The sequence below is a fragment of the Streptomyces sp. PL-29 genome (assembly GCF_058344425.1).
Window position 1 is genome coordinate 6,535,995 of the sequence record NZ_CP136996.1, and the last position, 14,060, is coordinate 6,550,054.

A 14,060-nucleotide genomic window follows, 5' to 3' on the forward strand; every position below is an offset into this window, starting at 1 on the left:
GGGGCACCTGGGCACCGCGCACCTGGGCACCCGCCCGAGCCTCGCGGTCCCGGCGCGGGCCGACCGGTCAGAGGCTGAGGACCAGCTTCCCGCGCACCCGGCCCTCCTTGCTGATCCGGTGCGCACTGGCTGCGTCCTCCAGGGGGAGGACCGACTGGATCACGACCCGTACCGAGCCCGCGTCGATGAGCGAACCGATCCGTCGCAGTGCGGTGCCGTCGGCCGAGACGATGATGCGCCGGGCGTCGACCCCCGGAACGCGGTGAGTCTCGTCCACGTCCTCGGGCAGGGTGACGAGCGTGCCACCGGGGCGCAGGAGCCGCCACGACGCGCGCTGTACCGCGCCGCCCACGGTGTCGACAACGGCGTCGAAGGGTCCCGCGGAGGAGAGATCGGTCTCCGCCCGGTCCAGGGCGCGATCGGCGCCGAGGTGCGTGATGAACTCCAGGTTGGGGGCGGAGCCGGTGGCGGTGACATGCGCTCCGAAGTGCCGGGCAAACTGTACGGCGAAGTGCCCCACGCCGCCCGCACCCGCATGGACCAGTACGCGCCGGCCGTCCCGCACCCCGGCCGCCTCCAGAGCCTGCCACGCCGTCAGAGCGGCCAACGGGACCGCAGCGGCCTCCGTGTAGGACAACGAGGCCGGCTTGGGTGCTACGGCCGAGGCCGGGAGGACGCAGATTTCCTGGTAGGCGCCGCCGTACGGCAGGGGCAGCATCCCGTACACGGCCTCCCCGACGGCCGGGCCGCCGGGCACCGTGCTCAGCACGACGCCCGCGACGTCCCAGCCCATCCCCAGGGGGAAGGGCCGGTCGTTGCGGACCTCGCCGGCGCGGTGCTTCCAGTCGACCGGGTTCACCCCGGCCGCCAGGACCCTCACCAGTACCTCACCCTCCGCCGGAACCGGGGCGGGCCGCTCCGTGACCTCAAGGACGTTCTCATCGCCGTACCGGGAAAAGACCACTGCGCGCATCGAAGTCGCTCCTGTCCTGTCTCACATCGGTGTGCTGCCGCCCGGACGATCGAGTGCGTCGGGCCGCGGCGCGGTGCGGTCGTGCACCTGTGATCACCCTGGCGGTCCGGCGCCGGCACAGCCACTACCTCGTGAGTACCAGGCGGGGCACGGACGGGACGCGGGCCGCAGGCGAAGGGGGGTACTGGCAGGGAGAGGCGGCGGCACCGGTGCGCGCGCATACTGGCTCGCGTGAACTCATCCAACCCGCTCGGATCCTTCCTCGTGTCCCGGAGGTCCCGGGTGCGCCCGTCCGACGCCGGCATCCCGGTCTTCGGCCCCCGTAGGGTCCCGGGTCTTCGCCGCGAGGAAGTCGCCGAACTCGCGGGCGTCAGCGCCGTCTACTACACGCGTCTCGAACAGGGGCGCGCCCGGCACCCGTCCGACGCGGTGCTGGACGCGCTGGCCCGGGTGCTGCACCTCGACGCGACGGAGCGCGCCCACCTGTACGACCTCACCCGCCGCGCCGCGCCTTCGAGCGGGGGCGTGCCCGTGCAGGGCCCTGCGCAGCGCCTTGGCGATCAGGCGTCCTCCTCCGCTCCCCGGGGAGGCGTCGGCGCGGGGGGTACCGGCGATGCGCCCGGCGGGGCGGTCAGGGATCAGGTGCACCGTCTGCTGGCGGCTGTGAGCGCGGTCCCGGCGTACGTGCTGGACGCCGCGATGGACGTCCTCGCCGCCAACCATCTCGCCCGGGCGCTCGTCACCGGCCTCGCCCGAGCCTCGACCGGTCCGCCGAACCTCGCGCGCCACGTCTTCCTCGACCCTGAGGCGAGGGCTCTCTACCCCCAGTGGGATGACGTGGCCCGCCAGACCGTCGCCTTCCTGCGCTTCTCGGCCGGCCGCCGTCCGCAGGACGCGCACCTGGCCGAGACGGTAGTCGGGCTCAGCAGCCGGAGCCCGGAGTTCCGGGACCTGTGGGCGTCGCAGGAAGTGCGCGAGAAGGGCTATGGGACGAAGCGCTTCCGTCATCCTCTGATCGGCTGCCTCGAGCTGGACTACGAGACCATGGCGCTGGCCGGTGACACCGACACAACACTGGTCGTCTTCACCGCCCCGGACGCGGACGCGGAGGAGGCGCTGAGGCTGCTGGGCAGTTGGACCGCGCGGAGTCCGCGACCCGCGCCGCCGCTTCCCGGCAGTGCTGCCGCCGGTACACCCGGCGGATCAACTCTGTCCGGCCACCGGTGACGCGACGGGGCCGCGCCACCCCGGTGGCGCCATCGGCCGGCCCTGCCTCATGAACGAGTGGGGCAGGGCCGGCCGTTGCGTGCGCTACTTCTTCGGCAGCCAGGCCTTCCAGACCGATTCGTTCTCCTTGACCCACTTCTCGGCGGCCTTCTCGGAGGTCATCTTGTCGGCGGCCACGTACTTGGCGACGAGGTTCTGCTGCTCGGTCGTCCACTGGAAGTTCTTCAGGAACTTCGCCGCGTCGCTGTCCTCCGCGGCGAACTTCGCGTTCATCCACTTCTTGAGCGGTACGTCGGGATAGGCGCAGGCCACGGCGTCCTTGTCCTGGTCGCAGCCCTCCTTGTACTCGGGAAGCTTCACCTCGACGAGGTCCAGGGTCGCGTTCATCCACTGCGGCGTCCACCAGTAGGTGAGGAACGGCTTCTTGTTCTTGTACAGCTGCTCCAGCTGCGCGAGATGGGTCGCCTCGGCACCGGCCTCGATCGGCTTGTAGTCGAGCTGGAGGTTCTTGATCAGAGCGTTGTCGTAGGACACGTAGGACGGGTCGCCCTTGATGAACTGGCCCTGGTCACCGCTCTCCGGGGTCTTGAAGAGATCGGTGTACTTGTTCAGGTTCTTGTGGTCCGTGACGTCCGGGTGCTCATCGGCCACGTACTTGGGAACGAACCAGCCGATGTGGCCGGTGACCCCGAGATCGCCCGCCGCGACGACGCTCTTGTTGCCCTCGACGTACCGCTTCTCCTCCTGCGGGTGGCCCCAGTCCTCCAGGATGGCGTCGATCTTGCCCTGGCTCATCGCGTCCCAGGCCGGGGTCTCGTCCATCTGCTTGGTCTTGACGGTGTAGCCGAGCTCGTGCTCCAGGAGGTACGCGGCGACGGCGGTGTTGACCTCCGCGCCCACCCAGGACGGGGTGTGGAGGTTGACGACCTTGGAACTGCTGGTGGTCTCGGCCGCGCTGCACGCGTTGACGGTCAGCAGCGCGAGCAGGCCCGCGGCGGCGACCCCGGTTCTGAAGGAAGCGCGGTGACGGATGGTGGTGATCATTTCAGCATGCCTTTCACAAGGGGAAGGGGGGAGGGGACAGAACGAGGGGAGGGGACGGGGGAACGGTCGAGGCGGCCCGGCCTCAGTGCCGGGCCGCCGGCGCCGCGGACGCCGACGGCGTCTTCGGCTGGGTGAGCTTGTCGAGCATCAGACCCAGGCAGACGATGCCCGCGCCGGCGACGAGCCCGGTGCCGAGCTCACCGCCCGTCAGGCCCTTGACCACGTCGAAGCCGAGAGCGCCGCCGCCGACCAGGCCGCCGATGACGACGACGGCGAGGACGAGTACGACCCCCTGGTTCGCGGCGACCAAGAGCGCAGGCCTGGCCAGGGGCCACTGCACCTGGCGGATCTGCTGCCAGGTGGTGGCGCCGAGCGAGCGCGACGCCTCCACAGCGGCCGGGTCCACCTGCTTCAGGCCCTGGGTCGTGATCCGCACGACGGCGGGCAGGGCGTAGACGGCCGCCGCGGTGATCGCCGCGACCCGGCCGGCGTTGAAGAGCTGGACGACCGGGATGAGGTAGATGAACTGCGGCAGGGTCTGCATTGCGTCGAGGACCGGCCGCAGCAGCCGTTCGACCCGCCCGACCCGGGCGGCGAGCACGCCGAGGGCGAAGCCCGGCAGCAGCGTGAGCGCCACGGCGACGAGGACCTGGGACAGGGTGTAGAGCGACTTGCCCCAGATGCCGAGGACCCCGACGGCCGCGAGCGCGAGCACGGCGGTCACGGCGCCCCGCCAGGTCCCCACGGCGCGCGCGGTCAGCCCGGCCAGGATCAGCAGCGACCACCAAGGAAGGGCCTGAAGTCCGTCGTTGAGCGGGTTCAGCACCCATGTGGTGATGCCCCCCGCCCAGACGTCCGTGCCGCCGAGGACCGGAACGTCCTGGTAGAAGTGGCCGACGATCCAGTCCATGGACGTGTTCAGCGGGGCGGCGAAGTCCACGGTCAGGCCTTCGGGCCAGCCCCGCGCCAGGAACTGCCCCGACAACAGGCCCACGACGGCCACCACGGCGGCGACCGCGGCCGCCCGCTGCCCGGGCCGCGCGCCGGTACGGGCTCCGGCCGCGGCCGTCGTCCGGTCCAGCCACACCGCGATCATCACAATGGCCAGGCCCGCGGTCAGGCCCTGTCCGAAGTCACGGGTCTTGAGGGCCTGGTAGATGCTCTCGCCCAGACCGCCCGCGCCGACCACGGAGGCGATGACCACCATGGACAGCGCCATCATGATCGTCTGGTTGAGTCCCAGGAGCAGCTGGTGCCGGGCGAGCGGCAGCCGCGCGGTGCGCAGCCGCTGCCACTTCGTCGAACCGAGCGAGCGGGAGGCCTCCAGTACCGACGCGTCGGCCCCCCGCAGACCCAGCGCGGTCATGCGGACCATGGGCGGGGTCGCGTAGACGACCGTGGTGATCAGAGCGGACGGGGTGCCGATGCCGAAGACCAGGACCAGTGGCAGCAGGTACGCGAACGAGGGCAGGACCTGCATCGTGTCCAGTACGGGGCGAAGCGCCCGCTGGGCGGTGTCCGACAGGCCGGCGGCCAGCCCGAGCAGCAGGCCGAGCGCCGCCGCCACTGCCACGGCGACCAGCATCAGGGCGAGGGTCTCCACCGCCGGCTCCCACAGCCCCAGCAGCCCGCATCCCGCCAGGGCCCCGAACGCCACGGCCGCGTGCCGCAGGCCGTTGCGGCCCGCGCCGGCCGCGTACCAGGCGAGCGTTCCCGAGACGGCCAGCAGGCCGGTCCAGCCGGCGGAGGTCAGCAGCCCGTGTACCCAGTCCACCGATGCGGTGGCCGTGTTCGACAGGTGCAGCAGGAAGTACAGGAACACCGGATGGGTGTCCCGGTTGTCCACCACCCAGTCGGCGAACGAGTCCAGGGTGGGCACGAGATCGATGCGCAGGGCCTGCGGCCAGCCGGCGTCGCCGAGCAGCGCGATGGCCGGCAGCAGCAGGGCGAACGCCAGGAGCAGGGTCCGGGCGGAAGGAGGCGAGGGCCGCCAGGCCGTCCACGACGAGAGGCCCTGCTGCTGGACCTCCGGCGCATCGGCCTCCACGACGGGGTCCGGGGCGGTCGTGCTCATGCCGTCACCACGCCCGCGTCGGCGGCGCGCGGCTCCAGTCCGGCGACGACCGCAAGAAGCGCGGCCTGGTCGACGACACCGAGCAGGCGGTCCCCGGCCATCACCCTGGCGGGCACACCGTCCCGGGCGACGGCCGTGATGCCCTCCGCGACCGTGGCGTCGGGGGCCAGGGCCGCGCCGGCGCCGGTCTCCTCCGGCCGGGCGGGGCGCATGGCCCGGGCCACGGTCACGACCTGTTCGCGCGGGACGTCGCGGACGAACTCCCGCACGTAGTCGTCGGCGGGGCGGGTCACGATCTCCTCCGGCGTACCCAGCTGGACGACGGCGCCGTCGCGCATGAGGGCGATGCGGTCGCCGAGTTTGAGCGCTTCGGCGAGGTCGTGGGTGATGAAAACCATCGTGCGGCCCTCTTCCCGGTGCAGACGGATGACCTCCTCCTGCATGTCCCGTCGGATGAGGGGGTCGAGGGCGCTGAACGGCTCGTCGAACAGCAACACTTCGGGGTCTGCCGCCAGGGCCCGCGCCAGACCGACCCGCTGTTGCTGACCGCCCGAGAGCTGGTCGGGGCGGCGGTCCTCCAGACCGGTGAGCCCGACCTTCTCGATGACCTCCAGCGCGCGGGCCCGGCGCCCGGCCCTGGAGACCCCCTGGATCTGCAGCCCGTAGGCGACGTTGTCGAGGACGGTGCGGTGCGGGAGCAGACCGAAGTGCTGGAAGACCATGGCGGCACGGTGCCGTCGCAGTTCGCGCAGCTGGGACGGGTCCATGGCGAGGACGTCCTCGCCGTCGATGGCGAGTGATCCGGCCGTGGGCTCGATCAGCCGGGTCAGGCAGCGCACCAGGGTGGACTTGCCCGAGCCGGACAGGCCCATGACGACGAAGACCTCGCCCTTGCCGATGTCGAAGGACACGTCCCGGACGGCGGCGGTGCAGCCGGTACGGGCACGGATCTCCTCGGTGGTGAGTCCCGCCCACCGGGTGTCGCCCGGAATCTGTCCGGCCTTCGGGCCGAAGACCTTCCACAGCCCTCGCACGGAGAACACGGGATCGCTGGTGGTGTCCATCAGACGGTCCTTTCCGGCGCGGCGGCCGACACCAGGAGGTCGGCGCACCTCTCGCCGACCATCAGCACACCGATCATGGGATTCACGGCGGGGATGGTGGGGAAGACGGACGCGTCGGCGATGCGAATGCCCTGGAGCCCCCTGATCGTCAGATCGGGTGCGACCACCGCGAGGCGGTCGTCCGGCGCGCCGATGCGGCAGGTTCCGGCGGGGTGGTACACGGTGTGGGCGACACGGCGCGCGTACTCGCTCAGCTCCTCGTCACCGGTGACCTCCGGGCCGGGGCAGACCTCTCTGACCAGCCAGGAAGCGAGAGGCTCGGTCGTGGCGACCTCCCGGGCGATCCTGATCCCGTCCACCAGGGTCCGGCCGTCGTAGTCGTCCTCGTCGGTGAAGTAACTGAAGTCCAGGGCGGGTTTGACCGCGGGGTCGGAGCTGGTCAGGTAGAGCCGCCCCCGGCTGCGGGGCTTGGGGATGTTGGGAGTCATCGACACGCCGTGCCGGGGCCGTTCGTAGCCGAGCCGTTCGGGATTGTCGGTGAAGGGGATCTGGTAGAAGTGGAACATCAGGTCGGGCCCCGCAGAGTCCGGGTCGCGCCGGACGAACAGCCCCGCATCGCTGTCCATCGCGGAGTTGTCGGGTATCGGTCCCCGCGTCTCCCACACGATGACGGACTCGGGATGGTCGAGCAGGTTCTCGCCGACCCCGGGAAGATCGTGGAGCACCTCGATGCCGAGGGCGTCCAGGTCCTCGCGCCGACCGATCCCGGAGTGGAGCAGCAGCCGGGGAGTGTCCACGGCCCCGGCGCAGACGACGACCTCCCGCCTGGACCGTACGAGGATCTCCTGGCCGTCCTTGGTGCGGACGTGGACTCCGGTCGCCCGGTCGCCCTCGAACTCCAGCCGGTAGGCCCAGGTCTCCAGCAGCAGGTGGAGGTTCGGGCGGTCCAAGACGGGGTGCAGGTACGCGACCGACGCGGAGGAGCGCCGGTTGCCCTCGGGCTCGTAGGCCAGGTCGAAGAAGCCGGCGCCCTCATGGAAGGGCTCCGCGTTGAAGCCCTCCACGACCGGCACGCCGAGCGCGCGGTGGGCGGCGTCGACGAAATCGCGCGCGATGGCGTTGCGGTCCTTCTCGGCCACCGGCACCACGTTGTTCAGGAGCTTGGCGAAGTACGGCTCCATGGCGGCGGCGTCCCAGCCCTGCGCGCCGTGTGCCACCCACTCCTCCCAGTCGGAAGGGAGGGGCTTGAAGGCGATGAGGGTGTTGTGGGACGAGCAGCCGCCGAGGACGCGGGCCCGGCTGTGCCGGATGTGGGAGTTCCCACGGGGCTGTTCGGTGGTGGGGTAGTCGTAGTCGAGCTCCCCGCCGAGCAGGCCCATCCAGCGGCGCAGGGTGAGGACTTCGGGCCGGTCGACGTCGCTGGGTCCGCCCTCGATGACGGCGACGGTGACCCCGGGCTGCTCGGTGAGACGGGAGGCGATCACCGAGCCGGCGGTGCCGCCGCCGACGATGACGTAGTCGTATATGTGGTCGGGCATGACGTGTTTCTCCAGGTGATGCGGGTGATGCGGGTGGTGCTGTCGGTGCGGGTGTCGGCGGGTCGCGCCGTGGACCGGGCCGCTGCCGGGGCGCGGGCAGCCCGGTCGTCGTGTCATCCCGAGAACCACCGCACGGGACGCGGCGCGAGGTTGTGGTAGACGTGCTTGGTCTCCCGGTACTCGGCGAGCCCGGTGGGGCCGAGTTCGCGGCCGATGCCCGACTTGCCGAAGCCGCCCCACTCGGCCTGGGGCAGGTAGGGGTGGTAGTCGTTGATCCAGACCGTGCCGTGGCGGAGCCTCGCGGCGACCCGCCGGGCGCGGCCGGCATCGGCTGTCCACACGGCTCCGGCCAGCCCGTAGTCGGTGTCGTTGGCGAGCGCTACGGCCTCGTCCTCGCTGCGGAAGGTCTCCACGGTCAGCACGGGACCGAAGACCTCCTCACGCACCACGCGCATCTGGCGATGGCACCGGTCGAGCACCGTCGGTTCGTAGAAGTACCCGCCTTCGGGAAGGACTCCGTTCGGCTTCGGCCGGGCCCCGCCGCTGCGCAGCACCGCGCCGTCGGCCAGGGCGGAGGCGACGTACGCCTCGGTCCGCTCCAGCTGGGCGAGCGACGCGAGCGGCCCGCACTCGACGCCCTTCTCGGTTCCCCTGCCCAGCCGGATGCGACCGGCCCGGCGGCTCAGCTCGGCGACGAAGCGTTCGCGCAGGGACTCCTCGACGATCAGGCGGCCACCGGCGGAGCAGACCTGCCCGCTGTGGATGAAGGCGGCGTTGAGCGCTTGGTCGACCGCGGTGTCGAAGCCCTCCGGCGTCTCGCACGAGTCCGCGAAGACGACGTTGGGGTTCTTGCCGCCGAGCTCCAGTGCCACCTTCTTGACGCCGGGCGCGGCCGCCTCCGCCACCTTCACGCCACTGGTCACACCGCCGGTGAACGACACCAGGTCGACGTCGGGGTGCTCGGCCAGACGGGCCCCCACGGTGTGGCCAGGTCCGGTCACGACGTTCGCGACGCCGGCCGGTAGTCCCGCCTCCGCGAGCAGCGCGACGAGGGCGACCGTGGTGAGCGGGGTGAGCTCGCTCGGCTTCACGACGAAGGTGTTGCCGGCGGCGAGTGCCGGTGCGACCTTCCAGCTCACCTGGAGCAGCGGATAGTTCCACGGGGTGATGAGCGCGCAGACCCCGACCGGCTCGTGCACGACCACGCTGTGGACCGTCTCGGTGCCGGCGTCGACGACGCGTCCGGCGCCTTCACCGATGACCAGGTCGGCGAAATAGCGGAAGGCGTCGGCGGCGCAGTCCACGTCCGCCCGTCCTTCCTCGACGGTCTTGCCCGCGTCCCGGCTCTCCAGGAGGGCCAGTTCCTCGCGGTCCCGGATCAGGAGGGAAGCCGTCCGGCGCAACAGCGCGGCCCGTTCGGGGACCGGCGTGCCGGGCCAGGTACCCGCGTCGAAGGCGGCGCGCGCCGCGGTGACCGCGGCGTCCGCGTCCTGCGGGCCGCCCTCGGCGACCACGGCGAAGGGCTGACCGTCCGCCGGGTCGATGATCTGGCGGGTGTCGCCGGAGTGGGCGCCTCGCCAGGTGCCGGCGATGTGGATGGTTCTCTGAGTCGACAAGTGCTGACGGCCTTCTGTTTCCGTGTGGACGGCACCGGGTGCGGTGCCTGGGTGTGCTGTCCGGCTCAGCGGACGGCGCCGAGAAAGGACCGGGTCCTCTCGTGGGCGGGTGCTTCGAAGAGTCGTTCGGGAGGCCCTGACTCCAGCACCCGGCCGTGGTCGAACATCAGGACCCGGTCGGATACGTCCCGGGCGAAGCCCATCTCGTGGGTGACGCAGAGCATGGTGATGTCCGTGGTCCGTGCGATGTCCCTGAGGACGTCGAGGACCCCGGCCACCAGCTCCGGGTCGAGTGCCGAGGTGACCTCGTCGAGGAGGAGGATGTCCGGTCGCATGGCCAGGGCGCGCGCGATGGCCACCCGCTGCTGCTGGCCGCCGGAGAGGCGTACGGGGTGCGCGCCGTGCTTGTCGTCGAGCCCCACCAGGTCCAGGAGCTCCCGGGCGCGCTCGGCCGCTTCGTCCTTGCTCAGGCCCAGTACGTGGACGGGGGCCTCCATCACGTTCTCCAGCACCTTCATGTGCGGGAACAGGTTGAACTGCTGGAAGACCATGCCGATGCGCCGGCGGGCTACGGCGAGGTGCTTCTCGTCGGCGGGCACCAGCCCGCCCCCGCGGCGGTCCGGCATGTGCGAGAAGGGCTTTCCGTCCACATGGATGGTTCCCTCGGTGACCCGCTCCAGCGTCATCAGCAGACGCAGGATGGTGGTCTTGCCGGAGCCGCTGGGCCCGATCAGCGTGACCTTCTCGCCGCGGGCGACCTTCAGATCGAGCCCGTCCAGCACGGTCTGTTCGCCGAAGCGTTTGACGACCCCGTCGAAGCGGACCATCTCCGCCGCCGGGGTCGGAATCTCACTGGGCAAGGCGTTTCTCCAGTCGTCTCATGAGCACGGAGGCGGGGTAGCCGGCGATGAGGAAGAGCAGGGCGGCCAGGGTGAAGGCCTCGAGATACGCGAAGTGGACGCTGCCGTATTCGTTCGCGCGCTGCACCATCTCCTGCACGGCGATCACCGAGAGGAACGGGGTTTCCTTGAACATCGAGATCACGTAGTTGCCCAGCGCCGGCAGGACGTTGCGCACCGCCTGCGGGAGGACCACCGCCCACCACACCCGCCGCCGCGGCAGCGACAGCGCGGTGCAGGCCTCCCACTGGCCCGCAGGCACCGCGTCGATGCCCGCCCGGTACACCTCGCACGTGTAGCAGGCGTAGTGGACGCCGAGTACGGCGATGCCCAGGGTCAGCGCGTCGAGTCCGGGGATGAGCACCCAGGCGGCGAACAGCTGGATCATCACGGGCGTGGACCGCACGAAGTCGGCGGCCAGGCGCAGGGGCAGGGTCACCCAGCGCGTCGGACTGCGCAGCAGCACCGCCATCACCAGACCCAGTGCCATCGCGAGCGCGGAGCCCAGCACCGTGGCGAGCAGGGTGGTGCGGAACCCGCTCAGGATGACCGGCAGCCCTTCCCGGGCCGTCTCCCAGGACCACATCAGGAGCCCCCCGCGTCCTGGCCGAGCCGGGTCTTCGCCGACGACTCCACTGCCTTCATCAAGGAGTTCAGTGCTGCGGCGATGGCGTAGTAGATCACCAGAATGGCGAGGTAGGCCTCTGCGGTGCTGCCCGTGAGCGACCTGAGCTGGTCCATCTCGAAGGTGAGGTCGGCGATGGTGATCAAGGAGAGCAGGGGAGTGGCCTTGAGGAGCTGGATGAGGAGGTTGCCGAACGGCGGGACCATCTGCACCCACGCCTGGGGCAGCATCACCCGGGTCAAGCGCTGCCGCGGGCTCATCCCGAGCGCGAGCGCGGCCTCCCACTGGGAGCGCGGGACGGAGCCGAGCGCGCCGCGCACGACCTCGGAGCCGTACGCACCGAAGTTCAGGCCGAAGGCGACGACGGCACAGGCCATGGGTTCCAGCCGGATACCGAGGACGGGGAGGGCGAAGAAGAGCCAGAACAACTGCACGTACAGCGACGTACCGCGGAAGAACTCGACGGCGAACCGGGCCGGTCCGCGTACCAGCAACCGGGGCGAGCGCGTCATGAGTCCGAAGCCGAAGGCCACCAGCAGGGCCACCGCCGCGCTGAGCGCGGTGGCCAGCAGGGTCACCCCGATGCCCTCGCCGATGCCGGGCAGCGATCGGGTGAACTCGTGGAAGAAGTCGGTCATGTCGAGGTTCTCGTCACTGCGCGCACAGTCCGGCGGTCCGGAGCGTCGCCGGGGGGACCTCCGCCTCGGTGAACCCGTACTTGCCGATCAGCGCGACATAGCGGGCGGGGTCGCCGGTGATCTTCGCCAGCTCGCCGTTGAAGGCGTCCCGCAGCGCCGTCGCCCCGGGCCGGAACACTGCGCCTCCGGGGCTGTACTGCGGTGTCCCGTTCAGCTTCGGAAGGAACGGCTCCAGGACTTCGACCGGCGCGTCGGAGTTCGTCCGGGCGAGCCAGCGCAGCGAGATGCCGGTGAGCGCGAAGCAGTCGATCCGCCCGGCCACCAGCGCGTCGAGGCCGTCCTGCTGCTTGGCGAGGGACTTGACCGACGAAGCGGCCACGCCGGCCCCCTGCGCGTACGTCGCCTCGACGGCGGCGGTCAGCACCCCGACCGTGGCGCCGCCGCCGGCGACCGAATCCAGATCGCTCAGCTTCCGGGGGTTGCCCTTGGGCACCATGAGCGCCGTGGGCGAGACGAACTCTGGCTCGGAGAAGGCGACTTTGGCACACCGCTCGGGGGTGATGGCCATTCCGGCGCTCACGACGTCGAAGCGTCCGGCCAGCAGACCCGGGATCAAGGCCCCGAACTCGGTCAGCGTCGGGCGCATGTCACGGACCCCGAGTGCGGAGAAGATCTCCCGGTGCAGTGTGGGGGCCTCGCCCGCCAGCTGGTTGCCGTCCTGGAAGCCGTAGGGAGCCTCTCCCGCGAACCCGACGCGGACGTACCCCTGCCCGCGCAGCTTCGCCAGCAGTTCGCCGTCGTCGGCGGGAGCTCCGGACCCCACCTCGGTGCGGCTGCACGCGGTGATCAGGCCCGGCGCCAGGACCGCGCCCCCGAGCGCAGCGGTCCGGGAGAGGAACCCTCTCCGGGAGAGGTCCTTGTGCTGGGGCATCTGATTCCTTTCGGTGGCCTTGCGGGCAGGGGGGACCGGCCGGTCCGGCGCGCTGCGCCGGACCGGCCGGTCGGAGGTGTCAGCCGACGGGGGTGAAGTCCCGTGAGGCGATGTAGGCGGGGCGGCGCACCGGGGCGGCGAACGGCTTCACCGGACGGTTCTCCACGCTGTTGAAGACGAGGAACACGTTGCTGCGCGGGTAGGGCGTGATGTTGTCGCCCGAACCGTGCATCGCGTTGCAGTCGAACCAGGTGGCGGAGCCCGCCGCGCCGGTGAAGAGCGTGATCCCGCACGCGGAGGCGAACTTGGTCAGTGCCGCGTCCGACGGGGTGCCGGCGTCCTGCATCTGGAGGGACTTCTTGTAGTTGTCCTCGGGCGTCGCACCGGCGCAGCCGAGGAAGCTCCGATGCGATCCCGGCATGATCATCAGCCCGCCGTTGGTGGTGTGGTTCTGCGTCAGGGCGATGGACACGGACACGGTGCGCATGTTCGGCAGGCCGTCCTCGGCGTGCCAGGTCTCGAAGTCGGAGTGCCAGTAGAAGCCGCTGGCGCCGAAACCGGGCTTGACGTTGATCCGGGACTGGTGCACGTACACGTCGGAGCCCAGGATCTGACGTGCGCGGCCGACGACGCGCGGATCCGCGGCGAGGCCCGCGAACACCTCGCTGATCCGGTGGACCTCGAAGACGGAGCGCACCTCCCGGGACTTGGGCTCCACGATGGACCGGTCGTCGGCCAGCGTCGAGGGGTCACGGAGCAGCCGGTCCATCTCGGTCCGGTAGACGTCCACCTCCTCGGGCGTGATCAGCTGGTCCACGGCCAGGAAGCCGTCGCGCTCGTAGCTCTCCAGCTCGTGGGCCCACATCGGGCCCGGAGTGCCGGGCTCGGACCAGACGACCGGGTCCTTGCGACCGATCAGTACTTCCTCGGAGCCGCGGGTCGGATACAGGTCGCGCACGGTTCGCGTGGTGGCGTGGTTCATGGTGGTACCTGTCTCTCCTTTCTGCGCGTTCAGTGGTGGTCGGGTTCGGTGAGCAGCGGGTAGACGCCGTTCTCGTCGTGGTCCTCGCGACCGGTCACGGGCGGGTTGAAGACGCACAGGCAGCGGAACTCCTGGCGGACGCGCAGGGTGTGCCGCTCGTGGCCGTCGAGCAGGTACATGGTTCCCGGCGTGATCGTGTAGGTGATTCCGGTCTCCTCGTCCGTGAGCTCGGCCTCTCCGGCCGTGCAGACCACGGCCTCCACGTGGTTCGCGTACCACATGGACGTCTCGGTGCCGGCGTACAGGACGGTCTCGTGGAGGGAGAAGCCGACGCGTTCCCGGGCCAGGACGATGCGCTTGCTCTCCCAGGTACCGGAGGCCGCCCTGACGTGACGGTCGGTTCCCTCGATGTCCTTGAACGATCGGACGATCATGGTGCTGTCCTTCGT

The 14,060-nt window shown here is 70.8% G+C and carries 13 protein-coding genes; 1 reads left to right on the forward strand and 12 read right to left on the reverse strand.

Features of this window, described 5'->3' with window-relative positions; all coding sequences use genetic code 11:
* Positions 1-67: 67 nt before the first annotated feature.
* Positions 68-973, reverse strand: a complete 906-nt coding sequence (locus R4Z63_RS29775) for an NADP-dependent oxidoreductase (RefSeq protein ID WP_384448631.1) — start codon at positions 971-973, stop codon at positions 68-70.
* A 231-nt stretch (positions 974-1,204) separates the two neighbouring features.
* On the opposite strand from R4Z63_RS29775, the gene R4Z63_RS29780 reads away from it, so the two are divergent.
* Entirely contained in the window at positions 1,205-2,200 is a 996-nt protein-coding gene (locus R4Z63_RS29780; RefSeq protein WP_384448634.1) for a helix-turn-helix transcriptional regulator, read from the forward strand.
* Between the two features lie 84 nt (positions 2,201-2,284).
* Here R4Z63_RS29780 and R4Z63_RS29785 read toward each other — a convergent pair whose 3' ends face one another.
* The 11 genes from R4Z63_RS29785 to R4Z63_RS29835 all read right to left on the reverse strand — a co-directional run bounded on the left by R4Z63_RS29785 (position 2,285) and on the right by R4Z63_RS29835 (position 14,045).
* Positions 2,285-3,244: an ABC transporter substrate-binding protein gene (locus tag R4Z63_RS29785; protein WP_172671259.1), complete on the reverse strand. Its 960-nt coding sequence runs from the start codon at positions 3,242-3,244 to the stop codon at positions 2,285-2,287.
* A gap of 82 nt (positions 3,245-3,326) precedes the next feature.
* Positions 3,327-5,318: an ABC transporter permease subunit gene (locus tag R4Z63_RS29790; protein WP_384682728.1), complete on the reverse strand. Its 1,992-nt coding sequence runs from the start codon at positions 5,316-5,318 to the stop codon at positions 3,327-3,329.
* Positions 5,315-6,382: a quaternary amine ABC transporter ATP-binding protein gene (locus R4Z63_RS29795; protein WP_384451550.1), complete on the reverse strand. Its 1,068-nt coding sequence runs from the start codon at positions 6,380-6,382 to the stop codon at positions 5,315-5,317. The genes R4Z63_RS29790 and R4Z63_RS29795 overlap by 4 nt, the downstream gene beginning before the upstream one ends.
* Positions 6,382-7,920, reverse strand: coding sequence for a GMC family oxidoreductase (locus R4Z63_RS29800; protein WP_384451547.1), 1,539 nt, complete (start codon positions 7,918-7,920; stop codon positions 6,382-6,384). The genes R4Z63_RS29795 and R4Z63_RS29800 overlap by 1 nt, the downstream gene beginning before the upstream one ends.
* A gap of 113 nt (positions 7,921-8,033) precedes the next feature.
* Positions 8,034-9,536, reverse strand: coding sequence for an aldehyde dehydrogenase family protein (locus R4Z63_RS29805; RefSeq protein ID WP_037916852.1), 1,503 nt, complete (start codon positions 9,534-9,536; stop codon positions 8,034-8,036).
* 65 nt (positions 9,537-9,601) lie between these two features.
* Entirely contained in the window at positions 9,602-10,363 is a 762-nt protein-coding gene (gene ehuA, locus R4Z63_RS29810; RefSeq protein WP_384451619.1) for an ectoine/hydroxyectoine ABC transporter ATP-binding protein EhuA, read from the reverse strand.
* Between the two features lie 22 nt (positions 10,364-10,385).
* On the reverse strand, positions 10,386-11,021 hold the full coding sequence (gene ehuD, locus R4Z63_RS29815) for an ectoine/hydroxyectoine ABC transporter permease subunit EhuD (RefSeq protein ID WP_384451545.1): 636 nt from the start codon (positions 11,019-11,021) through the stop codon (positions 10,386-10,388).
* Complete coding sequence (ehuC, locus tag R4Z63_RS29820; RefSeq protein WP_384451541.1) at positions 11,021-11,698, reverse strand: ectoine/hydroxyectoine ABC transporter permease subunit EhuC; 678 nt, start codon at positions 11,696-11,698, stop codon at positions 11,021-11,023. Before ehuC ends, ehuD begins: the two co-directional genes overlap by 1 nt.
* Positions 11,699-11,711: 13 nt before the next feature.
* Positions 11,712-12,629, reverse strand: coding sequence for an ectoine/hydroxyectoine ABC transporter substrate-binding protein EhuB (ehuB, locus tag R4Z63_RS29825; protein ID WP_384451538.1), 918 nt, complete (start codon positions 12,627-12,629; stop codon positions 11,712-11,714).
* A gap of 79 nt (positions 12,630-12,708) precedes the next feature.
* On the reverse strand, positions 12,709-13,611 hold the full coding sequence (gene thpD / locus R4Z63_RS29830; protein ID WP_037916860.1) for an ectoine hydroxylase: 903 nt from the start codon (positions 13,609-13,611) through the stop codon (positions 12,709-12,711).
* A 29-nt stretch (positions 13,612-13,640) separates the two neighbouring features.
* The gene (locus R4Z63_RS29835; protein WP_037916864.1) at positions 13,641-14,045 is read right to left on the reverse strand and encodes an ectoine synthase; all 405 of its coding nucleotides are present in this window, start codon (positions 14,043-14,045) and stop codon (positions 13,641-13,643) included.
* Between the last annotated feature and the right edge of the window lie 15 nt (positions 14,046-14,060).